Genomic DNA, 23122 nt, shown 5'->3' with positions numbered 1-23122 from the left:
GCGGGTCACCAATGCACCGACCCACCACGCGACGCCACCCGACAGTGAATCGAGGACACATCGATGACCATGAAGACCGCCGACATCGCGGCGCTCAACGACGCCCAGGCGCGGCATCTCGCCATGCTGCAGGTGTGCGACAGCGTCTTCCCGGTGGGTGCGTTCGCGCTGTCCAACGGCATGGAGACGTTCGTGCAGCGCGAGTTCCTGCGTCGCGGCGCCGATTTCGAGCAGTACGTGCGCGACTATCTGGCCGTCGCCCCGTACAAGGAGATCGGACAGATGACGCTGGCCGGCAGGTACGGCACCGACGGGCGTCTCTCCGCGGCCGGGCTCGAGCGCAAGATCGTCGCCCTCGACGAACTTGCCTCCGCCCTGCAGTCGGCGCGCGAGATCCGTGAGGGCAGCGAGCGCATGTGCACCCGTCTGATCAAGCTCGTACGCCAGATGGACGCAGCCGGCGCCAACCGCAGTCAGGCCCCTCACCGAACCAACGCCGGCTCATCGGCCGACACCATCGCCGTCACCGAGGAACGCCCGCAGGCCGGACGCCCGGCACCCGCCGACCGCTCCCCCGATGACGAGATCGTCTCCGTCCACGAGCACCGCACCGAACGGCGCCGGCTGGAGGGCGCGACCGACGCGCTGTACGGATCACCCAAGCTCGACATGTACGCCCGGCTCATCGACGAAGGCCGATGCCGCGGCGTCCACGCGATCGCGATGGGCCTGTACGCCGCCGACCACGCCACCGACGTGCGCAGCGCGGCCGTCACCTACGGCTACTCCCTGCTGAGCGCCCTGACGATGTGCGCCGCGAAGGCGATCCCCCTGAGCCAGTACGTCGGCCAGGTCGCCCTGCACGACTCGTTCCCGCGTCTCGTGCGCGCCGTCGACATCGCGATGACCCTCCACCCCGACGACCTCGGCATCTCCGGCGCCTACCTAGACATAGCCGCCATGCAGCACGAAACCCTCTACTCCCGCCTCTACATGAGCTAATCGCTCATCCCACGCTTAACCCACTCCCCCACGTAGGACATCCCTACGTGATCTTTTGATTCAGCGGAGGCGGGAATCGCGATATACGATGCGCGACCGTAGGCTTGGCCGAGCGGCCTTGAGCGTGTCGCGCATCGTATATCGCGATTCCCGCCGGACACCAGACCAACCCAACAAAGGAGAGCAAACCAATGTCCTACGTACGTATCGGCGTCGCCGGGCCCGTCGGCTCCGGCAAGACCGCCCTCATCGAGCGCCTCACCCGCAAGATGGCCGACGAGTACAGCATCTGCGTCGTGACGAACGACATCTACACCAAGGAGGACGCCGAGTTCCTCATCGAGCACAGCCGCCTCTCCCCCGACCGTATCGTCGGCGTCGAGACCGGCGGCTGCCCGCACACCGCGATCCGCGAGGACTGCTCGATGAACCTCGAGGCGTGCGAGGAGATGGCCCGCACGCATCCGGACGTGCAGATCATGTTCGTCGAGTCGGGCGGCGACAACCTGTCCGCCACGTTCAGCCCGGATCTCGCCGACGCGACGATCTACGTGATCGCCACCGACGAGGGCGACAAGATCCCGCGCAAGGGCGGTCCGGGCGTGACGCGCTCCGACCTGCTGGTCATCAACAAGTCCGACCTCGCGCCGCTGGTCCACGCCGATCTCGACGTGATGGCCCGCGACTCCAAGAAGATGCGCGGCGGCCGTCCGTTCGTCTTCACCGACCTCATGGGCGGCGCGGGCGTCGACGACGTGATCGCGTGGATCAAGAAGAACGTCCTGTTCGAGGGCATGTGATCTTCCGGAGGTGATTCATCCATGGGCAGCAGCACCTTCCGGCTGGCCACCGCGTTCCGTCACGGTCGCACGAAGATCGACGACGTCTATTTCGAGGCGCCGTTCAAGTTGATGACGCCGTTCACGAACGGCCGTCATTCCGATTTCATCGTGATGCTCGCCTCCCCCGGCTTTTTGAAGGGCGACGAGGCGCACATCGCGATCGATTTCGGCCCGGGAACCGATTCGACGATCAAGACGCAGAGCTACGAGAAGGTGCTGGACACGGCCGACGGTTCGGCCTCGCGCACGATCGACCTCGTGACGCGGGGCGACGCGAAGGCCGTGTTCCTGCCGTTCCCGGTGATTCCGTTCCGCGGCAGCACGTTCGAGAACCTGACGACCGCGCGTCTCGATCCGGCGTCGACGTTCGTCTACGCGGACGTGGTCACGTGCGGACGCGTCGGCATGGACGAACGGTGGGCGATGCGCCGGTTCACGAACCGCATGCGCGTGTTCGTGGACGATCGGCTTGCGTTCGCGGATCGCATGCTGCTCGAGCCGGACGCGTTCGACTACACGGGAATCGGGATGTGGCGCGAGTTCACGCACTGCGGAGTGCTGTACGCGCATCTGCCGGAGGGCGGCGAGGCCGCGCGCATCGCCGCCGAGGACGCGCTGATCGACCGTATCCGCGCGCATGCGGATGCGGTCGGGTTCACCGGCGAACTGGGCGCGAGCCGCGCGGTGAACGGCGTGTGCGTGCGTCTGCTCACCACCCGCGGCGACGACGCGTTCGATTTCATCAGGGATATCGCCGATATGGTCTGAAGGTTCCGGTTCCCGATTTTCGACGTCGCGAAATCGGGAACCAGCGGCCTGTTCATACGAACACGAGAATCGTTGGAATATAGCGGAATCGCACGAAACCGCATGTGCGATTCCGTGCGATCCTGGTTCCCGATTTTCCGAGCGTGAAAATCGGGAACCGGCCATCCTCAGAACAGGAAGTACCGCTGCGTCAGCGGCAGCTCATAGGCCGGGTCGGAGTGGACGAGCTCGCCGTCGACCGTCACCTGGAAGGTCTCCGGGTTGACCTGGATGTCCGCCAAGGTGTCGTTGAACTTGAGGTCCTTCTTGCCGATCGTGCGGCAGCCGTGCACCGGCAGCACCTGACGCGCGAGCCCCAGCTTGCCCTTGATGTCGTCGTCGACCGCGGCCTGCGAGACGAACGTCGCGCAGGAGCTCGACAGGGCGCGGCCGAGCGCGCCGAACATGTCGCGGTAGTAGACCGGCTCCGGGGTCGGGATCGACGCGTTCGCATCACCCATGCGCGAATACGCGATGGAGCCGCCCTTGATGACCATCTCCGGCTTCGCGCCGAACATCGACGGCTGCCACAGGACCAGATCGGCCATCTTGCCGACCTCGATCGACCCGACGTACTCGTCGATGCCGTGCGTGATGGCCGGGTTGATGGTGAACTTGGACACGTAGCGCTTGACGCGGAAGTTGTCGTTGCGGTTGTTGTCGTGCTCGTCCTCCGGCAGGGGGCCGCGCTGCTTCTTCATCTTGTCGGCGGTCTGGATCGTGCGGGTGATGACCTCGCCGACACGGCCCATGGCCTGCGAATCGGAGCTCATCATCGAGATGATGCCGAGGTCGTGCAGCACATCCTCCGCGCCGATCGTCTCGGGGCGGATGCGGGAGTCGGCGAACGAGATGTCCTCCGGCACGTTGCGGTCGAGGTGGTGGCACACCATCATCATGTCGAGATGCTCGTCGATGGTGTTGCGCGTGTACGGCATGGTCGGGTTCGTGGAGCTCGGCAGCACGTTCGGGAAGCCGGCCGCGCGGATGATGTCCGGGGCGTGGCCGCCGCCGGCGCCCTCGGTGTGGTACGTGTGGATCGCGCGGCCCTTGAACGCGGCGATCGTGTCCTCGACGCAGCCGCCCTCGTTGAGCGTATCGGTGTGGATCGCGACCTGCACGTCCATCTCGTCGGCGACGCCGAGGCACGTGTCGATGACGGCCGGGGTGGAGCCCCAGTCCTCGTGGATCTTGAGGCCCGCGGCGCCGGCGCGGATCTGCTCGCGCAGGGGCTCGGGGCTGGAGTCGTTGCCCTTGCCGAGGTAGGCGATGTTGACCGGCAGCGCCTCGGCCGCCTCGATCATGCGCGCCAGGTGGAACGCGCCCGGGTTGCAGGTGGTCGCGTTGGTGCCGTCGGCCGGTCCGGTGCCGCCGCCGACCATCGTCGTGACGCCGCCGGCGAGCGCCGTGCGGATCTGCTGCGGTGAGATGAAGTGGATGTGGGTGTCGAGTCCGCCCGCGGTGACGATGAGTCCCTCGCCGGCGATCGCCTCGGTGCCGGAGCCGACCGCGAGGCCCGGCGTGACGCCGCTCATGGTCTGCGGGTTGCCGGCCTTGCCGATGGCCGAGATCTTGCCGTTCTTGAGGCCGATGTCGGCCTTGTAGATGCCGGTCCAGTCGACGATGAGGGCATTGGTGATGACGGTGTCGGGCGATTCGGTGTCGAGCTGGACGCTCGACTGGCCCATGCCGTCGCGGAACGATTTGCCGCCGCCGAACTTCAGTTCGTCGCCGTAGTGCGTGTAGTCCTTCTCGACCTCGATGACGAGGCTGGTGTCGCCGAGGCGGACGCGGTCGCCGGTGGTCGGGCCGAACATGCCCGCGTAGTCCTTGCGTGTGATGGTCTTGCTCATGATGCTGTCCTTGCTCCCGATCCGTCTCGCTCAGATGCCCAGGAATCCCTGGTCGTGCGCCTTCCTGAACGCGGCCTCGCGCACCTGCGGGTCGTCGAGCCGGCCTTCGACGAGCGCGCTGAAGCCGTGGATCTCGCGCGTGCCGCCGATGTCGATGAGGCGCACGCGATGGGCCTCGCCCGGCTCGAAGCGCACGGCGGTGCCGGCGGGGATGTCGAGGCGCTTGCCGTAGGCGGCCTTGCGGTCGAACTTCAGGTACTTGTTGACCTCGAAGAAGTGGAAGTGGGAGCCGATCTGGATCGGGCGGTCGGCGGTGTTGACGACGTCGAGTTCGATGGCGTCGCGGCCCTCGTTGATGGTCAGGTCGTCGTCGGCGAGCAGGTATTCGCCGGGGACGAGCTTCTCGGTCGATTCGATCGGGTTGTGGATGGAGACGAGCTTGGTGCCGTCGGGGAACGTGGCCTCGACCTCGACGACCTCGAGCATCTCGGCGACGCCGTCCATGACGTCCTCGGGCTTGAGCAGCGTGCGGCCGTAGGACATGAGCTCGGCGACGGTCGCGCCCTCGCGCGCGCGTTCGACGCATTCGGAGGAGATCAGCGCGATCGCCTCGACGTAGTTGAGCTTCACCCCCCGCGACTTGCGGTCCTTGGCGAGCTGTCCCGCCAAGTAGAGCATGAGTTTGTCGGTCTCCCGTGGTGTCAGTCTCATCAGGCCCCCATCGTCCTTCGGTCGTTGGTGTGGATGCCGCGGGGCACGGGCGGGCGACCGGCACGGGCGGGGCCGTCTCGCATCGCGTCTCACGAATCGGGCACATTTTACGACCCCAATGGCAACGGGATGTTTCGCGGGCCTACGGAACGGATGCCGGTTACTCATACGGCACCGTCTCCCATCATGTCTTCCAGCCGCATGAGCTGACTCACGATTAACTGACTCACGATGAAGAGTATTACGAGTCACTAATGAGGATCCGCGCCATACCCGCCGAAGATGGGACACCGTCGAAACGGCAGTCCCCCTCACGCCACCGGCAGCAGTCCTCCCTTCGTGGCTTCCCAGTGCGTCCCAGTGCGCCATTATACTTTTTTATAGTTTTTATATCTTTTATAAGTTCTGCCGAGGCGCCGACTCATCTCGCCCCCCCTCCAACGACAAGGAGCATGTCATGCCCAATCCATTCAAACCCACCGCCGGCATGACTCCTCCCGTGCTGGTCGGCCGCGGCGACGACATCGAGGACTTCTCCTACGCCTTGGACGACGGGGTCGGTGCGCCCGGCAGACTCATGTACCTGACCGGCGCCCGAGGCGTCGGGAAAACCGTGATGCTCAATGCCCTTGGCGACCTCGCCCGCCAGCGAGGATGGCTCGTCATCGACGAAACCGCCGAGTCGGGGTTCATCGACCGACTCATCGGATCCCTGTCGGGGAAATCCAAAACGCATCTCAGCTCGGTGACCATGCCGACAGCCTCGCTGTCGGTACCTGGAGCGCCCGTGGCCGCCTCGTTGAATCTGGGATCAGCGCAGTTCGCCCCGGCGGCGGATCGGGCTCTGGACTTTCGCCGAGCCATGTCGGAACGACTCGACAAGCTGGAGCGCAAGCGGCAGGGCATCCTCATCACCCTCGACGAGGTGCAGGCGTCCGGCATCGACGAGATTCGTGCGCTCGCCACGGCGGTGCAGCACCTCATCCGAGAGCAGCGCAACATCGCGTTCATCTTCGCGGGACTGCCCTCGATGGTGGAGGATGTCATCAACGACAACGTCCTGACGTTCCTGCGTCGTGCCGAGCGCAAGCACTTGGGCGACGTGCCCCTCGACGCCGTCCGCCAAGCGTTCGCGGACACCATAGAAGCCAACGACAAGAACGTGGATGACGCGGTGCTGTCGGCACTCGCGCAGGCCACCAACGGATACCCGTTCATGATCCAGCTGGTCGGCTATTGGACATGGCGCGCCTCCGAGACCGGCCCCACGGCGGACGCTCACGTCATCACACCGGAAGCGGCCGCCAAGGGCATAGCCCAGGCGAAAATCAAACTCGGCGACATGGTGCACGGCCCTGCACTGGATGGCCTGTCGGCCATGGCCTGCGACTACCTGCTCGCCATGGCCCAGGACGACGGACCGTCCTCCACCGGCGAGATAGCCAGACGACTGGAGCGCAATCCGATCTACGCGAACGTATACCGCACGCAGCTCATCAAGGAGGACATCATCTACCAGACCTCCTACGGGTTCGTGGACTTCAAGCTGCCTTATCTGCGTGACTACCTGCGCGAACACGGCGCATTCCATCAGATGCGCCGCACCATCGCGAGTCTCGAGTGATTATTCCACCCCGCCCATATGGACCGCCCCTCACGCCACGGGCAGGGCCGCGTGGAGGGCGGTCATCACGACGAGGCTGATGACGGCGGTGACGGTCAGGGAGAAGCCGGCGAGCTTCGCGTTGCCGGTCAGGGAATCGGTGAACTTGGTCGAGAAGATCGTGATCGGGGCGAACGAGCCGAGCACGATGATCTCGCGGATGCGCACGTCGAACGGCAGCAGGAACCACGCGGCCAGCGCGATCAGGACGCCGAACACCGCGCGCCAGGCGATCACCTTGGCCAGTTCGACCTTGTCCTTGCGGTTGTCGGGCACCTCCATCATGAGGCCGATCATCGCCATCGCGCAGAACGCGTTCGCGTTGGCGAACGGCGTGATCAGGGTGACGATCGGCTGCGGGATGGTGATGTGCAGGAACATGAACACGAGCATCAGCATGTAGATGTCGAACGAGATCGAACCCAGGAAGTCGCGCGCGATGTTGCGCAGGCGCAGCGCCAGCGGCAGGGCCTTGAAGTTGTCGTCCATGTGCAGCAGGGTGCGCGTGATCGTCAGGGACCCGGCGGTCGCGACGGTCGCGTTGCCGATGTCGAGCATGATGACCGGCAGACCGGCCGAGGCGCCCATGAACGTCTGCACGACCGGCAGGCAGAACGCGCCCAGGTTCAGGCCGGACGCGTTGAGCATCTGGAACGCGCGGTAGTTGCGCTCGTCGCCGCGCGAGCCGAAGTAGACGACGAACAGCGGGATCAGGCAGGCGAAGAAGCCGAACAGCACGATCCACAGCATGCGCATGTCGTGCTTGTTCGTGGCGAACGACAGGATGATCGCGCACGGCAGGGTCAGGTTGAACACCAGACCCTGCGCGACCTTGTAGTCCCGTTCGCCGAAGACGTGCAGATGCTTGAGCGCGTACGCGCCGACGATGACCAACAGCAGGGAGCAGGCTTGGAACAGCATGTTCCCGTTCTACCTCAGCGGGCGCATCCGAAGCGGTAGAGCGCCCACCCCTTGGCGTAGTCGGCGCGGTCCGCATAGTCGCGCACCTTGACGAGCGTGCCGTCGGCGACGTACTGCGCGATGAGGTCCTCGCGGTGGAACGGATCGTACTGCTGGCGGAACGTGAACATCTTCAGGCTCGGCGCCTGGCCGCCCATGACGAGGAAGTACTCGGGCCTGTCCGGCTCGATCGGGCAGACCGTGTCCAGCAGGGAGGTCCTGTCGCCCGAGTCGAACGCGCGCTCGACGGCGCCGAAGATCGCGCCGTTCTTCTCGGCCATCGGGTTGTAGATCGGGTAGAGCATGTTCATGCCGAACGCGGCCGTGCCGTACATCGAGCCGTTGAGCGGGTCGGAGATGACCGCCGCACCGGGCTCGATCGTGCGCGCCACGTCGGCGAGGATGGTGTACTTCGTGTCGGTGAGCTGTTCGTCGGGCTGGTTGTCGGTGAGCATCATGTTCGCGTACACGTCGCTGGCGAGCCTTGCACGGGTCGAGTTGCCCCAACCGATGAGCGGCCCGTCCGGTTCGTAATAGACGCCGCCGAACTGCGCGCCGACGGCGAGCGCGGCGATGGCCGCAACCAGAACCGCGGAGAGGGTCCGGGAGCACGACATGCGCCGGGTGGGCGCGACGCGGAACGATGCGGACGATGCGGCGGAATCGGCCGGATCGGCGGATACGGAGGTATCGTCTGATTCAGCAGCACCGGCGGTCGCATCCGATATGCCCTTTCCCATCCGACGCCCCGCCGTCGCATGCAGCGCGCTCGCCGCGAAGACGAGCAGCGTGACGACGGCAAGCGGGATCATCGTGAGCGGCCGGGTCTCGGCGCGGTACCACGCGGCGGCCACGATGTTCGGGAACCAGCCGGTCAGCGCGGTCGAACACACGTACAGCAGCGCGAATAGGGCGACGACGAGCAAGACCGAGACCGCGTCCCTGTGCAGGGCGCGGTCCGACGTTGCCGAATAGTCGGCGACCGCTCCCCCGTTCATTTCCGCCGGCACGCGTCGTCCGACTATGGACGATCCGACGACCGTCGCGATCGCGACGGCGAGCGACGCGATGATCATCACCGCCATAGCGATGCCCGCGGGGCCATCGATGTTGTCGGTGACGAACACGCGCAGCGCGTCGGGAACGGTGCGGTTGGGCACGAACGTGTGGAACCAGTCGCCCGGATTGAAGTACCGGCCGGACTTGTAGTGCGTGACCATGTACGCGAAGAACGCGCCGGCGCCGAGCACGCATGCGGCGGCCGCGGCGAGGATGAGTCTCCACGGCAGGCGCAGCAGCAGGAACGGGCCGATGAACAGCAGCCAGGTGAACGCCATGCGCGGGTGGGCGAAGAGGGTCAGGGCGCCGGTCGCCACGGTCCACGCGATCCAGCGGACGAGTTCGGCGCGGGGCGCGCGTGCGGCGATCGCGTCGAACAGTCGCAGCGTCGCGTACAGCCAGAACGGCAGCAGCGAGAACGCAAGTCCGTACGCGACGAGCGGACCGGAGGCGAGCATCTGGAACGGATGGCTGGCCGACGCGACCGACAGGAGAGGCACGACGAGCGCCATCGTGCAGGGGAAGGTGAGCGCGCACGGAACCATGGCGCCGGCCGGAGCCGGGACGACGGATGCGTCATGCGGCTCGCCGCGTCCGGCCCGTCCGGCGCGGGCGTCGCGCAGGCCGCGGCAGGTCCAGTAGGACGCGAGCAGCTGCATCGCGGCCGGCCAGACGAGGCCCGCGCCCGCGATCCATACGACGTTGAACGCCGTGTAGATGGTCACGCCGCAGCCGAACAGGCGCGAGACGGCGACCAGTCCGGCGGCGAGCAGGTGGAACAGCGGCGGGTAGTACGCGTCGTTCGGCCACAGGTGCGTGGCCGCGCCAACGCCCTCGTCGAGGATGCGCCGGATGAAGTAGTAGTGCGCGGGCGCGTCGATCTGATGCAGCGGATAACGCCAGGCCGCGTACCCCTTCGGGAACCACGCGACGACCACGGCGAACGCGAGCGCGACGCCGATCGTCATGCACACGGGCAGGGCGAGGCGCGCTGAAGCGGCGGCCGATCCGGCGACGCGCGACTCGGGTTCGCGCGGACCGAGCGGGTCCTGCGGATCGGCCTTCATCGGGATATGTGACATGACGGCGGGCGGCTCCTTTACGGACCCTTGGGGTCAGTCGTCGAGCACGTCGGGCAGCGGCGCAGGCATCGGGCGCCACGCGTTGTCGTGCAGGAGCTTACGGGAGTCCCACCAGCCCTTCGCGATCTGGACGATGCCGGTCCTCAGGTGCTCGCGGTCGACCATCACGAGGCGGATGAGCTCCTTGGCGGCGGTCGCGGCGGTGCCGAGCGCGAAGAGGAACGGACGGTAGTCGCCGTAGACCATGAAGTAGCGGGCCATGTAGCCGCGGTTGCGCATGATGTGGTAGCGGTTCATGTCGGACGTGGAGTTGAGCTGGCGCACGCCGGCGATGTCCCAGTTGCCGATCTCGCGTGTGCGGCGCAGGACCACGTCGGGCACGACGATCGGCGCGGTGACCTTGCTCGCGCGGTAGCCGTAGATCGTGTCGTCCCAGTAGATGAAGAAGCGCGGGTCAGGCAGGCCGATCTCCCTGACGACGCGGCGGTTGAACAGACCGCCCTCGAAGCACAGCGTGTTCATCGTGCGGTAGCCGGCGCGGCCGAACGCGGCCGGGGCGATCGGGTTCGGGATTCCCAGGCCGATGCGGAAGTCGTACTGCCAGTAGAACGGGCCGCCGTCGTAGTCGAAGCGGCTGCCCTGGATGACCTCGTGGCGTTTGGTCCACGGGGCGAGCTTGGCGATGCCGTCGGGCAGGACGGCGACGTCGTCATCCATCACCCAGAACCATTCAGCGCCGAGCTGGTAGGCCTTCCTGACGCCCGCGGAGAAGCCGCCGGCGCCGCCGAGGTTGGCGGTCTGCGGCGCGTAGACGACGCGGGACTGGTTGCCGGAGCGGTCGGCGACCGTCCTGCCCCACTGCGCGTTGGCCTTGGCCTCGAGGTCCTCGACCATGGTCTTGGTCTCGTCGGACTGCTCGTTGTCGACGACGACGATGCGCCACGGGGCCTGCTCGAGCGCGAGGATCGACTCGAACAGGGTGGCGAGCAGGTTCTGGCGCTTGTAGGTGGTGATGACCATGGCGAGCTTGTCGATGGTCTTCTTGGGGGTCGCGGCCTTGGCGGGCTTGTCTGCGGAAACCTTCACATCAGTCATGTGCCTTATTCTCTCACCATGTGCCGCCACGCGGTAGCCGGAGGGACCGCTGACGCACGGTACCCCACTGTGGCGGTTTGGGAAACCGTTGCAACACAACGCGACACGCCGTACGGTGGCGCTTTTCCAGATCTCTGGTAATGTATGACGAGTTGTGTTCAACGCCTGCTTGTTCAGGGGCGGAGATACGCACATGGAGGATTCGCCTAGTGGTCTATGGCGCACGCTTGGAAAGCGTGTTGGTGTAACAGCCTCACGAGTTCGAATCTCGTATCCTCCGCCATCGCCGGAACCCTTGATTTTCAAAGGATTCCGGCTTTTTTCATGTCTCTCCCACGGGCGCTGGTGTCGTTATAGGGTGCTCGTTCTGGGAGCGCCGTAGTCCGTCACCATGTCATGCTCCCTCTGCACGGCTCACTCACCGAGCCGGCCATCCCCTTGCTGGGTTATTCCGCAGGGGCACCGCAGCGCCCCAGGACCCTCAACCGCAAACGACAATCAAACCGGGCGCATCTCCCGAAGAACCTACGGAGCAATCACAAATAGCCTCACCGCAGGAAACCACTCCGAATTGTCGATTTCTGGTGACTTGCCCATAGCCTGAACGCCTCGGGACAGCCATAACGGCACAGTTATCCACAGGAATGCGACACATCGTCGCATTCGATTGACGGAAAAGCGGTTTCCCGTAGCCGATTACCTCCCTGCCAAGCAGGGCCCCTCTACATCCGTACATCCATCCGCGACAGGTTGGAGTCCGCAGGCCAATGCTCAACCCCAACGCCGACGACCACATTCAACCACTTGCAACCGGCGTCCAGCAGTTGCTCGCCGTCAACCGGAATACATCGAGCCCCACCTCCCGCACAACCTTGGGATTTTATGATTATGTGCGATTCTTTACTGTTCTCCGACTCCCTTCCAGAGTAATGCAGAGGGCGCCTCGGCATGAACCGAAGCACCCTTGAATACCAGGAGCCTTCCCCGATAGCGCGAGTCCACTCCCCTCGGCACAATGCCGCGCCGCACCATCCGAACAGCCTATCGATTGCGCACCATCGCGCGCTGCCGCACAGTGTCGTTTCCTGACACGTCACTTCACAGCAGCGGCGAAACAACGCCGGACGGCTCCCTCACCACATCGGCAAGCCCCACGGTGTGGGCATCCTCGCAGATCAGCGCATCGGCCGAGGCGATCGCCCGGATGATGTCGCGGCATTTGCATTCGCCGTCCGCGTCCAGATGGCGAGCCAGGCAACCGGCACCGACCACCGGCAATTCGAGCACGCACGAGGCCTCACGAATCAAACGGGAAACCACCGCGCCGGTGGATCGCTCGTCATAGACGCCATCCGCCTCGCCCATGCCGTAGAGGCACAGCCGGTCGTCGTCAAAGAAGCGCTCCTCGAATTCGTCAAGACCCACGGCATTGGCGATGGCACCCACGAACATCGACTCGCCCCACTCATTGATGCGGAAGGAATCGGACAGGTACTGCGCGATCGGCGTCGCTTCAAGACCCACCGGCAACGAGACCAGGAATACGCCCGCCTGCCCGCACAGCGACTCCAGCACCCGCTCGAGATCATGCTTGACGGTGCAGCTCAGGCAACACTCCTCGAGCCCGAATGAGTCGGACTCGCCGAACACCACCCCGCTCGCCTGCGGACGCACGATGTTGCGGATGATGTCGAGCCCCGACTCCACGGCACCATTCGGACGCACGTCATAGGAAATCGAACACACAGACGGGCATGAGTCGGCAAGCGAGAACGCCACCGAGTCGGCGCTGAGCCGATCGGCGCCAGTAAGCAGCACCACGGGAGTGCTCCCCTCCGCGTTTCCCTGTGATTGCAATGTCGGATGAATCATGACAGCCTTTCTGATTTGATAATGATTATCATTATGATATAGTCGCAGACATGTCCAAAAACATGTCAAATTCTGGGAACGCGCGCCGGGGTCGGCAACAGCGTCTCCCACTCGCACAGGAAAACACGCCGAACGTTCGCCCCGAACCTGCAATCCAAGCGGTACTGGGTGCCGTCCCTGCAGCGCCACGTCACCCTTACCGTGAGCGCCCGGGGCATAAAGACCATCGACCGCATCGGCATCAAGGCGGCCCTCGCGCGCATTCAGCGCAATCAGGAACTCAACTGACACGCGCAAGACGCGATCCGCACTCCATACCCTGACACCCGATAGAAAGCACCAATCATGGCAAGCAAATCCGCCGCAGCACGTCCGGTCATCACTTTGCGATCCACCGCAGGCACCGGCTTCACCTACACCACCACCAAGAATCGCCGCAACACACCGGATCGCCTCGAACTCATCAAGTTCGACCCGGTGGTCCGCAAACGGGTGCCGTTCCGGGAAACCCGCTGAGAAGGAGCCAGACATGGCCAAAACCAGTAAGATCAACCGGCAATTGCAGCGCGAACGCATGGTCGCCAAATACGCTGAACGCCGCGCCGAGTACAAGCGCGACAGCGTCAACCCGCATCTGAGTGCCGAAGAACGCGCCGAGGCGATGCGCAAACTGCAGGCACTCCCCCGCGACGCCAGTCCCACCCGCCTGCGCAACCGCGATTCCATCGACGGCCGCCCGCGTGCCTACAACCGCAAGTTTGGACTCTCGCGCATCAACCTGCGTGAGAAGGCGCACAAGGGCGAGCTGCCCGGCGTGGTGAAGTCCAGCTGGTGATTCACCGGCGCGGCCACAATCCAATAACCATCAATCACAACCAAAGGTCCATAACCATGCAAGAAGGCATCCACCCCGAATACGGCCCCGTGGTCTTCTATGACCGCTCCGCCGACAAGTACTTCCTGACCAAATCCACACTGGTTTCCAAGGCCAACAGTCTGCCGACCATCGACTGGGAGGACGGCAACACCTACCCGCTCGTCAACGTGGAGGTGTCCAGTTACAGCCACCCGTTCTATACCGGCAAGAACGTGGTGCTCGACACCGCCGGCCAGGTGCAGAAGTTCAACGCCCGATACGGCAGGAAGTAGTCCGAACTCACCCCATCCGCAACAAGAAAGGAACGGATATGAAAGTCAAAGCATCAGTCCGCTCACTGGCTCGCAAAGACGGTTCCTATGTTGTCCGTCGGCGCGGCCACCTGTACGTGATCAACAAGAAGAATCCCCACTGGAAGGCAAGGCAAGGCTGATGGCACTGCCCAAATACAAGACGTCCCGAGCCAACACGCACTCTCGCCGAGCCAATTGGAAGGCCAAAGTACCCCAGTTGGCCACGGTCAGAACGCCCGAAGGCGAAGTGGCTCAGGTTCCGCAGAATCTGGCCGCCGCCGTACGAAAGGGGTATATGAAACCATAACCACCATCGATGGATTCCACATTCACCAAGTCTCGCAACAACATGACAGCGGCGGTTCCGCCCCGAATAGTCACGGCACGTGTTCTTCTCCTATTTCCTCCACATGCCGCCGTTCACGGGCGCGAACCGCCGCTACCATATCGACCGACCACCCGCATATATCCACACGCATTTTCGAGAGAAAAACATTAGGTAGAAAGTCAGAGCATGACTGATCCCAATACCAGCCAGCCCTCAACCAACCACTCCAAGAACCATCAGACCGACAGCCCGATTGGCGGCAGTGCATCCGATAGCACCGCGCGCAGCAGCAATGCATCCGCTGTCACAACCACCGTCTCCAAACGCAACACCATCATCGGCATTGTCGTCGCTTTCGTTATCGGCGCCGTACTAGGCGTCTTGATTCTCGGCGCATTCACCTTCCTCAAGCCAAACGGCTCGACTTCATCAACCGTAGGCAACACCACAAGCCCAGCCGCAGACGCCACCAATGACTCCTGCGACACCACCTTCACCGTGGTCGCCTCAGTCAACCAATGGGGATCCTTGGCCCAACAGCTCGGCGGCTCCTGCGCCACAGTGACTTCGCTCATCAACTCGACCTCCGCCGACCCACACGATTACGAGGCCACCGCATCCGACCTGGCCAAACTCGCCAAGGCGGACATCGTGGTGCTCAACGGCGCAGGCTATGACGGCTGGGCTGAGAAAGCACAGCTTGATACCAAGCGTCAGGCCGTTGTGAACGTGGGCGATCTCATGGGCATCACCGCCACCGAGGAGCACGAGCATGACCACGACCACGCCGACGGCGAGGAAGGACATCATCATCACCACGGTTCCACGAACCCGCACCTGTGGTTCAGCCCCGAAGCCGTGCTGAAAGCCGCCGAGGCCATCAACGCCGCCTATACGGACAAGGCCGGCGCGAGTTCCGCCACCGCCGCCACCGCTCAGCGTCACTTCAACGAGTGGAATGGCGAGTACGCCGACTTCGTGACCCTGGTGAACAAGGCCCGCTCCACCGACGTGCAGCGCCGCTATGTGGCCACCGAATCCATCATCAGCTATCTGCTGGAATACATCGGTGCAATCGACAAGACTCCCGCAACTTACACGAACGCGATGAACAGCGAAGCCGAGCCCTCCGCGGCGGACCTCAAGAACGCCATGGGCATCGTCTCCGGCAATAACGTGGACCTGCTCGTCGTCAATCCGCAGGAAATGAACGGCTTCGCCAAGAAACTCAACGATGCCGCGCAATCCAGCAACAAGACGATCATCTCCGTAACCGAACAGCTGCCGGAGAACCAGAAGACGCTGCTTGGCTGGCTCACGCTGATCGCCAACCAGGCTCTGGCCACCGACACCACCAACGGTTACTTCCTGACCCAGGACGTCAAGGACCGCAGCCTGTCCGACTACGAGGGCGAGTGGCAGTCCGTCTACCCGCTGCTCCAAGACGGCACACTCGACAAGGTGATGGAGGCCAAGGCCAAGAAGGGCGACATGACCGCAGCCGAATACACGAAGTACTACGACGCCGGCTATAAGACCGATGTGGAGAGGATTGCCATCAAGGGCGATCAGATGAGCTTCACCCGAGGCGGCAAGACGGCCACCGCCACCTATGAGTACAGCGGCTTCAAAATCCTCGACTACGCCAAGGGCAATCGCGGCGTGCGCTATCTGTTCACCGCCACCGGCGACGCGCCCGAAGGTGCACCGAAGATCGTGCAGTTCTCGGATCACGGCATCGCGCCAACCAAGGCCGCGCACTTCCACATCTTCATGGGCAATGATTCCCAAGAAGAGACCTTGAAGGAAATGGACAACTGGCCCACGTATTACCCGGCGTCCATGAGCAAGGAGGAAGTAGCCACCGAGATGCTGGCTCACTGATTCCTTCCCTGACCCGGCAAAGGTTGGCCTCGCTCAAGCCCAAAGGCGCGAAGAAACGGCATTGGCGAGATATGCGACCTTCATTGCGCGGTAAAGTCATCGACGCAATCGACGCCATGCATCTTGATCACGTCATCGTGGCCGCCGTGCCCATGGACCGTTGGAATACCGCCGAACGAGCCCGACGCAAATGTTTGGAACATCTTCTCCCCCTGTTGGAAACAGAATACAGCGTGGACACACTCGTGCTCGAACGTCGTGAAGCCTCGCAGGACAGAAACGACATCCGATTCATCGACGGTGACTGACACTGTCAGGCCGTGCTTACTTCAAAGTAAGCCAACCCCGCTGGAGAAATGGAAGTGAGAGCCGGACGCCCCGAGTATCTTGGGGGCCGGCTCTCGCGCTATTCAACCTGTTAGGCCATCAGACGCGCAGCATCGCACGGTCCGGCGTCACACCGCCTGCACGCAGTCTCTTCCACTCCCCACGGAAGGACTCCATCGACAGATGCTGCATCCGGCGCATCATCGCCGCGACGAAATCGCTCTTATCCGAGAAGTGGGAGTAGAACGTGGCGCGGCGCACCATCGCCTCATCGCACAACTCGCTGACGGTGATGTCCTCCAGACGCTTGACGGCCATCAGCCGCTCGAAAGCCCCGAACAGCGACTCGTAGGTGCGCACGACCCGCAAATCCCGATTGTCACGAATGTTCCGCCGATACTCTGCCATATGTAAAGATTCCCCGTGTTGACGGACATCCCATCCCCACATGTCAGTTATCTGCCGGATCGCACCGAAACGTACGTCCCGCATCATTCGCCCGCCGCTAGCGTATATGCCGAAGGCCCATACGGGAACGCAACGAACGGAGAAAACGCATCATGGACATCGCGATGATCAGGCCAGTGCTGATGGCCGTGTCGGGCATCTGCTGGTCGGTGACCTACGTCAGCCTGATCCGCAACGGTTTCAGGGACCGCACCTGCGGCATGCCCCTGTTCGCGCTGGGACTCAACATCTGCTGGGAGGTGCTGTACGCCTTCTACGGGTTCACCGCCGAGCCATCGGGCATACAGACATGGATCAACATGATCTGGGCGTGCCTTGACATCGCCATCATCGTCACCTGGATGCGGTACGGGCGCGCGCTGCTGCCGGCGCCGGCGCGACGCCATTTCATCGCGTTCACCATGCTCACGCTCATCACCTGCGCGATGGCGCAGCTCGCGTTCTATCTGCGCTTCGACAACGCCGTGGAGGCGTCGCAGTACTCGGCGTTCGCGCAGAACGCCGTGATGTCCGTGCTGTTCCTCACCCATCTATGGAATCGCGGCGACGGACGTGGACAGACCATGACGATGGCCGTCGCCAAATGCCTGGGCACGCTCGCCCCCACGATACTGGGCGGACTGATTGAGAGCCTCAACGTCTATATCCTGCTCATGGGAGCGATCTGCCTGATCTTCGACCTGCTCTACATCGGACAGCTGTATGCGCTACGACACAAGACGACCGATGACCTCATCCAGAAGGAACACGATGACCAACATCCCGTACGCCAACGGGCATCCGAATAGGACCCGTTCATCACGCGATCGCAGCAAGGAACGCTCCGGGCCGACCACATCGCACCCGCGTCCCCCATCCGACGGGGATAGATGCCTTCATTACCATCCGGCCCGCAGGCAAAGCGCGCAGCCAGCCCCCGCACAATCCGACGATTTCATTGGGTATGATGGCTGAAACGGTACCGAAGCGGTTGCCCGCCGGCGTCCGGCCCGCAACCTTCCGCGACACGCCGAAAGAGCGGTAAGTTAAGCGGTAAGGCAATTAGGCGGCGCACTAACCTTCGTTGCGATTAAGCCAGTCTGGCGGCTTGAAGTTGCGAATCTCGTATCCTCCGCCATCAGGGTTTTCAGAGCAATCTGAAAGCCCTTTTTTGTTTTCGTTATGGCCGCCGTTTTCGACCGCAACGAAGCGGCGCGTGGGCTGCCGGCGACGTCCGGACTGCGGGCATGTGCGGTAATAGGCTTGTCGCGACTGGTACGGTGGCTCGCATGAGATGTTGCATGATGATTCTGTCATGCGCGATGACGAGGGTTCAGTTTCGTCCGCGCGTGACCGGTGAGCGCGCGTAGCGCGGCTCGCAGTATCTTCTTTTTACCGCTCCGTGATCGGTTGTGATCCTGCGTTGGTATACGCGGATGATGCATTATGTCCGAACGGTTTTGAGTGATCTTATGTGGGCCGTATTCGCGCGCTGTCCGTCGTTATCATCGGAACTCCCGTTCGTCAGTAAACGGCAGTGAATCAATCGTCTGCGTCGTCACGGCATATCGCGTGACGTATGCGACGTTACCCGTCGCTGCATCGCGGGAGCTGGATACATCCAAGGATCATCATGTCAACCAATACCTTAACCAATACGTCAGCTGATACGTCATCATCGAAATCTTCCAACTCAACCGTTTCCCATCCCGAGCCGGCAGCATCGGCACAAGACCCAGCCTGGAAGCAGCGGATCGCGCTGCTGCTGACCGGTCAGACGCTCTCGCTGCTGGGATCATCGGTGGTGCAGTACGCGATCTTCTGGCATCTGGTCATGCGGTCGGACTCCGGTTCGGTCATGGCTTCGGCCATGATCCTCACCTGTCTGCCGCAAGCCGTGGTGTCCATGTTCGGCGGCATCTGGGCCGACCGGTGGAATCGCAAGCTGCTTATCATGCTTCCCGACGCCGTGATCGCGTGCCTTACCGTCCTGCTGGCTGTGGCGTTCGCGACCGGCTGGGCGAATCTCTCGCTCATCATGCTGGCGCTCGCGCTGCGGTCCGCGGGCGCCGGTGTGCAGACGCCCGCCGTGCAGTCGTTCATCCCGCAGATCACGCCCGAATCCAAACTGATGCGGGTCAACTCGGTCAACGGCACCCTGCAGTCCGCCAATCAGATCGTTGCACCCGCACTGGCCGCCGTACTGGTCACCATGCTGCCGTTGTGGGCGATTCTGTTCGTCGACGTGACCACAGCCGTCGTCGGCATCGGATTCACGCTGTGCATACGCGTTCCCGAATCGGCCGGCGTGCGGCAGGGCGACAACGAAACCGACAGTGCGGCTGCGGAAACATCGGAAGACCGCGACGGTGCCGTTGCGCGCATCATCCGCGAGCTGAGGGAGGGATTCGCGTACGCGTGGCAGTCGCGCCGCATCCGCAGCATCATTCTCGGCAATGCGATGGTCTGCTTCATCAACGTGGCGCCGATGAACCTCACACTGCTGCTCATCAACCGTGAGTACCAGCACGACGATCTGAACCTCGGGTTCGCGGTGTTCACCAGCACGTCGGACAAGCTGGCCGCCAACGAGCTGGCATGGAGCATCGGCATGATTCTCGGCGGGCTGCTGATGTCGTCGGTCGGTGCCAAGCGTATCCACGACTGTCTGCGCGCGGTGGCCGTCGGGTTTGTGCTGATCGGCATCACCACGGCGGGGCTTGGTTTCGCGCCGACGCTGCTCGTGTTCCTGATCATTGATTTCCTGACCGGACTGGCCACGCCGTTGGCCGCATCGCCGGCGTTCACGATGCTGCAGCAGGAGGTGTCCGAGGGCATGCAGGGGCGCGTGTTCGGACTGTTGAACGCGTTCTCGACCTTCGGCACGCCGCTGGGCATGCTGGTGTTCGGCCCGCTGGCCGACATGATCGACGTGCGGCTCATCTTCATCATCGGCGGCGCGCTCACCATTCCGCTGGGATGTTGGCTGGCTCACGTCGGCGCCGTCACGCGGCGGGCGGATGCGGCGGGCGGTGACGAAAACCGGTGATGTCCGGCCCGGTGACGTAGCTGACGGCTATTCGGTGTGCTCCTTGTTGTTCCGGTCAACGGCAGGAGCACACGTCAAGCGCCGGTACTTACGCATCACCGGCGAATGAGTCATCTCAGATTCCGCATTTCGAGTTGCCTAGTTTGACCTGCGTTACACTGGACAAACAAATGATTCGGGGGAGGCGACATGAACGCTACGGAACTTTCCGCCGTGCTCGAGCATGGCGAGAACATCTCTGTCGAGTTCAAGCGTTGCGGCGTCCAGCCCGAGGCGGACACATTCGAGACGGTGTGCTCGTTCAACAACCGGTTCGGCGGATCGATCTACCTCGGCGTGCTCGACGACGGCACCATCGAAGGCGTCAATCGGTCGCAGGCCACAGCCATCGAGCGCAATCTGGTGAACGTGGTCGGCAATCCCAAACTGTTCAACGTCGCGCCCGCCATCGAGACCGAACGCATCGAATACGACGGCAAGCTCGTGATCCGCGTGTGGGTCCCCGCCGGTCCCGCCGTCGTCAGCTTCAAGCACGTGATCTACGACCGTGTGGCCGACGTGGATCGGCGCATCACCAGCGAGACGCAGATCGCGCAGATGCACATCCGCAAGCAGAACCATTTCAGCGAACAACGCGTGTACCGGTACTTGAAGCCGTCCGACTTCAGATTCGATCTGCTGCCGCGCGTGCGCAAGCTGGCCGCGTTGAAGACGCCCGGCCACCCATGGGCCGAGATGGACGACATGGAGCTGATGCGCAGCGCCGACCTGTACGGCGTGAACTACGACACCGGCGAAAAGGGCTTCAACCTCGCCGCCGTGATGCTGCTCGGCAAGGACGAAGTCATCTCACGCATCGCGCCCGCCTACAAGACCGACGTGATCGTGCGCCGCGAGAACCTGGACCGCTACGACGACCGGCTCATCGTGGCCACGAACCTGATCGAGGCGCAGGCGCAGATCTCCGAATTCGCGAAGCGATACCTGCCCGACCGGTTCATGCTGGAGGGCGACCAGACCGTCAGCCCTCGCGACATCATCATCCGCGAGCTGGTCTCGAACCTGATGATTCATCGCGAGTTCGTCAGCCCGTACCCGGCCAAGTTCCTCATCCTCAACGACGGCATCCACACGGAGAACGCCTCCAAGGCGATTTTTCAGGGCCAACTCGCCATCACGAGCTTCAAACCGGTGTCCAAGAACCCGTTCATCGCGAAGTTCTTCCGCAACATCGGTCTGGCCGACGAGCTCGGCAGCGGCATGCGCAACCTGTACAAGTACTCGAAACCCTACTCCGGCAAGGATCCCGTGCTCGACGACGGCGACGTGTTCGAGGCGTTCGTCCCCGTGCGCTGGGTGGAAGGTGACGTCGCTGCGGGTGATTTATCTGTTCACAGCGAGGACGAGCATAACCAAGATGAGACTGCAAACGACCCAAGTGAGCAGATAAATGACCCCGATGGGACTGTAAATGGGACTGTAAATGGGACTGTAAATGGGACTGTAAATGGGACTGTAAATGGGACTGTAAATGGGACTGTAAATGGGTTGACGGAAAGGGAGCGGTTGCTTCTGAACCTGATTGGAGACAATCCGTCGCTCACTTACCGGCAAGCAGCATCCGCGCTGGGCGTGTCTTATAACACGATATGGCGTGCGCTTCAGACGATGAGGAAAAACGGGCTCATCACTCGCGAAGGCTCGGACAGACGCGGCACATGGCGCATCCTCACCCCATCGCAACCATCCCGTGAATGACGTGAAGACCCGTCACGATACGTCGCGGACGTGGTAACGCAGGTGGTACGGCGAGCGCGCGAATCCCGCATACCTCAATCGGCAGTAAGGCGGAGTCGCCCTGAAGGTCGATTCCTCGCATCCTCCGCCATCGCCGGAACCCTTGATTTCCAAGGGATTCCGGCTTTTTCATACCGTCCCCGAGAGTGCCGAGGTCACCATGGAGCCCCACGGCCCCAATCTCGAATCGCCTCACGGCAACGCATCGATATTGCTTCGCAGGTGCTCGATGAATCGTCTGGCCGCCAGAGGAAGCCTGTCGCGGTCGGCGTAGGCGATGGCGATGGTGCGTTCCACGGGCGGGTCGGTGGGACGCAGGGCGAGCCGGTAGTTGGCGCTGGTGCGGTGGAGGATGAGTTCGGCGAGGATGCTGAAGCCCAATCCGGCCTCGACCATGGTCATGATCGAGTAGTCGTCGTGGATGCGCAGCCGCACGTTCGGTTTGAGCCCGACCGACGCGAACGCCTCCAACGGCTCGGAATAATGCCCCTCCTCCAGCAGGATCATGGGCTCCTTGGCGAGCGCGGCCAGCGGCACCCGGTCGAGTGCGGCGAGCGGATGAGCCTGCGGCAGGACGGCGAGCATGGTGCCCCGTTTGATGGTGACGGTCTCCACGTCACGCGCGGCGGCGGGGTTGATGAACCCGAAGTCGATGGTGCCGTTGTGGATCCATTCCTGGATAGTGGTGTAGTCGCCCTGATGCAGGACGAACCGCACGTTCGGATGACGCCGCTGGAATCCGCTGATGAGTCCGGGCAGCCAGTGGGCGGAGATGCTGGCGATGGTGCCCATGCGGATCACGCCGGTGTCGAGGCCGAGGATCTCGTCGGTCCGTTCCCGGATGCGCAGGCCGTCCTCCACATAGCGTTCGATGAGCGGGTAGAGCTGGCGCCCCTCCTCGGTGAGCGTGCATCCGCCGCGCTGCCGGTTGAGCAGGGTGACGTCGAGTTCCTTCTCCAGCGAGGCGATCATCTGGCTGACGGCCGACTGGCTGCATCGCAGTTCGTCGGCGGCCGCGGAGAAGCTGCCGTATTCGACGATGTGCCGCAGGGCGAGATACCGATTATCCATGACCCTCATCATAGATGAATGTATAAGCATTGCTTATTCGTTCATTAGCGAAGTTGATTGTACTTATCGCATATGCCCGCCATACGATGGCCGCCATCGGACA

At 63.2% G+C, this 23122-nt stretch carries 23 protein-coding genes and 1 tRNA gene; 16 read left to right on the top strand and 8 right to left on the bottom strand.

Going from position 1 to position 23122, the window contains the following annotated elements:
* Nucleotides 1-63 precede the first annotated feature (63 nt).
* From JS528_RS06795 to JS528_RS06785, 3 genes are all read left to right on the top strand, one after another.
* A complete protein-coding gene (locus JS528_RS06795) occupies nt 64-1002 on the top strand; it encodes an urease accessory protein UreF (protein ID WP_214358332.1) in 939 nt (312 codons plus the stop codon).
* Between the two features lie 191 nt (nt 1003-1193).
* A complete protein-coding gene (gene ureG / locus JS528_RS06790; protein WP_214358331.1) occupies nt 1194-1802 on the top strand; it encodes an urease accessory protein UreG in 609 nt (202 codons plus the stop codon).
* 21 nt (nt 1803-1823) lie between these two features.
* Entirely contained in the window at nt 1824-2612 is a 789-nt protein-coding gene (locus JS528_RS06785) for an urease accessory protein UreD (protein ID WP_214358330.1), read from the top strand.
* 167 nt (nt 2613-2779) lie between these two features.
* Here the strand turns inward: JS528_RS06785 and ureC are convergent, their stop codons facing one another.
* Together ureC and ureA are read right to left on the bottom strand one after the other, a co-directional pair.
* The gene (ureC, locus tag JS528_RS06780) at nt 2780-4504 is read right to left on the bottom strand and encodes an urease subunit alpha (RefSeq protein ID WP_214358329.1); all 1725 of its coding nucleotides are present in this window, start codon (nt 4502-4504) and stop codon (nt 2780-2782) included.
* Between the two features lie 30 nt (nt 4505-4534).
* Nucleotides 4535-5215 carry an urease subunit gamma gene (gene ureA / locus JS528_RS06775; RefSeq protein WP_214358328.1) on the bottom strand — a complete coding sequence of 227 codons (681 nt, stop codon included), beginning with the start codon at nt 5213-5215 and terminating at the stop codon, nt 4535-4537.
* Nucleotides 5216-5672: 457 nt separating this feature from the next.
* Between ureA and JS528_RS06770 the strand changes: the two genes are divergently transcribed.
* A complete protein-coding gene (locus tag JS528_RS06770) occupies nt 5673-6839 on the top strand; it encodes an ATP-binding protein (RefSeq protein WP_214358327.1) in 1167 nt (388 codons plus the stop codon).
* A 30-nt stretch (nt 6840-6869) separates the two neighbouring features.
* Here the strand turns inward: JS528_RS06770 and JS528_RS06765 are convergent, their stop codons facing one another.
* The 3 genes from JS528_RS06765 to JS528_RS06755 are packed head-to-tail and all read right to left on the bottom strand — an operon-like array spanning nt 6870 to nt 11074.
* Entirely contained in the window at nt 6870-7799 is a 930-nt protein-coding gene (locus JS528_RS06765; protein ID WP_214358326.1) for an AEC family transporter, read from the bottom strand.
* A gap of 14 nt (nt 7800-7813) precedes the next feature.
* Nucleotides 7814-9979, bottom strand: a complete 2166-nt coding sequence (locus JS528_RS06760) for a DUF6541 family protein (RefSeq protein WP_240541383.1) — start codon at nt 9977-9979, stop codon at nt 7814-7816.
* 33 nt (nt 9980-10012) lie between these two features.
* Nucleotides 10013-11074 (bottom strand): glycosyltransferase family 2 protein, encoded by a 1062-nt coding sequence (locus tag JS528_RS06755; protein WP_214358325.1) that lies wholly within the window; start codon nt 11072-11074, stop codon nt 10013-10015.
* Between the two features lie 195 nt (nt 11075-11269).
* Between JS528_RS06755 and JS528_RS06750 the strand changes: the two genes are divergently transcribed.
* Nucleotides 11270-11357: transfer RNA gene (locus tag JS528_RS06750), tRNA-Ser, on the top strand.
* 815 nt (nt 11358-12172) lie between these two features.
* Here JS528_RS06750 and JS528_RS06745 read toward each other — a convergent pair.
* Complete coding sequence (locus JS528_RS06745) at nt 12173-12946, bottom strand: hypothetical protein (protein WP_214358324.1); 774 nt, start codon at nt 12944-12946, stop codon at nt 12173-12175.
* Between the two features lie 69 nt (nt 12947-13015).
* On the opposite strand from JS528_RS06745, the gene rpmB reads away from it, so the two are divergent.
* The 8 genes from rpmB (at nt 13016) to JS528_RS06705 (ending at nt 16636) form a co-directional block, all read left to right on the top strand.
* Nucleotides 13016-13234 carry a 50S ribosomal protein L28 gene (rpmB, locus tag JS528_RS06740; protein ID WP_214358402.1) on the top strand — a complete coding sequence of 73 codons (219 nt, stop codon included), beginning with the start codon at nt 13016-13018 and terminating at the stop codon, nt 13232-13234.
* A gap of 57 nt (nt 13235-13291) precedes the next feature.
* Nucleotides 13292-13462, top strand: a complete 171-nt coding sequence (rpmG, locus tag JS528_RS06735) for a 50S ribosomal protein L33 (protein ID WP_214358323.1) — start codon at nt 13292-13294, stop codon at nt 13460-13462.
* Between the two features lie 13 nt (nt 13463-13475).
* Nucleotides 13476-13781 carry a 30S ribosomal protein S14 gene (rpsN, locus tag JS528_RS06730; protein WP_101625380.1) on the top strand — a complete coding sequence of 102 codons (306 nt, stop codon included), beginning with the start codon at nt 13476-13478 and terminating at the stop codon, nt 13779-13781.
* Between the two features lie 56 nt (nt 13782-13837).
* Nucleotides 13838-14095 (top strand): type B 50S ribosomal protein L31, encoded by a 258-nt coding sequence (locus JS528_RS06725; protein WP_163230094.1) that lies wholly within the window; start codon nt 13838-13840, stop codon nt 14093-14095.
* Between the two features lie 38 nt (nt 14096-14133).
* Nucleotides 14134-14256 (top strand): 50S ribosomal protein L36, encoded by a 123-nt coding sequence (gene rpmJ / locus JS528_RS06720; protein WP_012578244.1) that lies wholly within the window; start codon nt 14134-14136, stop codon nt 14254-14256.
* Nucleotides 14256-14423, top strand: coding sequence for a 50S ribosomal protein L32 (gene rpmF, locus JS528_RS06715; RefSeq protein WP_101625382.1), 168 nt, complete (start codon nt 14256-14258; stop codon nt 14421-14423). Before rpmJ ends, rpmF begins: the two co-directional genes overlap by 1 nt.
* A 207-nt stretch (nt 14424-14630) precedes the next feature.
* The gene (locus JS528_RS06710) at nt 14631-16328 is read left to right on the top strand and encodes a metal ABC transporter substrate-binding protein (RefSeq protein ID WP_214358322.1); all 1698 of its coding nucleotides are present in this window, start codon (nt 14631-14633) and stop codon (nt 16326-16328) included.
* Between the two features lie 23 nt (nt 16329-16351).
* Nucleotides 16352-16636, top strand: coding sequence for a hypothetical protein (locus JS528_RS06705; protein WP_240541382.1), 285 nt, complete (start codon nt 16352-16354; stop codon nt 16634-16636).
* Between the two features lie 118 nt (nt 16637-16754).
* On the opposite strand, the gene JS528_RS06700 is transcribed toward JS528_RS06705, so the two are convergent.
* Complete coding sequence (locus JS528_RS06700) at nt 16755-17063, bottom strand: TetR/AcrR family transcriptional regulator (RefSeq protein ID WP_214358321.1); 309 nt, start codon at nt 17061-17063, stop codon at nt 16755-16757.
* Nucleotides 17064-17227: 164 nt separating this feature from the next.
* Between JS528_RS06700 and JS528_RS06695 the strand changes: the two genes are divergently transcribed.
* The 3 genes from JS528_RS06695 (at nt 17228) to JS528_RS06685 (ending at nt 21909) form a co-directional block, all read left to right on the top strand.
* Nucleotides 17228-17911, top strand: a complete 684-nt coding sequence (locus JS528_RS06695) for a transmembrane-type terpene cyclase (protein WP_214358320.1) — start codon at nt 17228-17230, stop codon at nt 17909-17911.
* Between the two features lie 824 nt (nt 17912-18735).
* The gene (locus JS528_RS06690) at nt 18736-20151 is read left to right on the top strand and encodes an MFS transporter (RefSeq protein ID WP_214358319.1); all 1416 of its coding nucleotides are present in this window, start codon (nt 18736-18738) and stop codon (nt 20149-20151) included.
* Nucleotides 20152-20340: 189 nt separating this feature from the next.
* Nucleotides 20341-21909: an RNA-binding domain-containing protein gene (locus JS528_RS06685; protein WP_214358318.1), complete on the top strand. Its 1569-nt coding sequence runs from the start codon at nt 20341-20343 to the stop codon at nt 21907-21909.
* A 231-nt stretch (nt 21910-22140) separates the two neighbouring features.
* Here JS528_RS06685 and JS528_RS06680 read toward each other — a convergent pair whose 3' ends face one another.
* Complete coding sequence (locus JS528_RS06680; RefSeq protein ID WP_214358317.1) at nt 22141-23019, bottom strand: LysR family transcriptional regulator; 879 nt, start codon at nt 23017-23019, stop codon at nt 22141-22143.
* Nucleotides 23020-23122: the final 103 nt, after the last annotated feature.

The organism is Bifidobacterium santillanense (genome assembly GCF_018555385.1).
Lineage (GTDB): Bacteria > Actinomycetota > Actinomycetes > Actinomycetales > Bifidobacteriaceae > Bifidobacterium > Bifidobacterium santillanense.
This window is presented reverse-complemented; position numbering and strand designations above follow the sequence as displayed.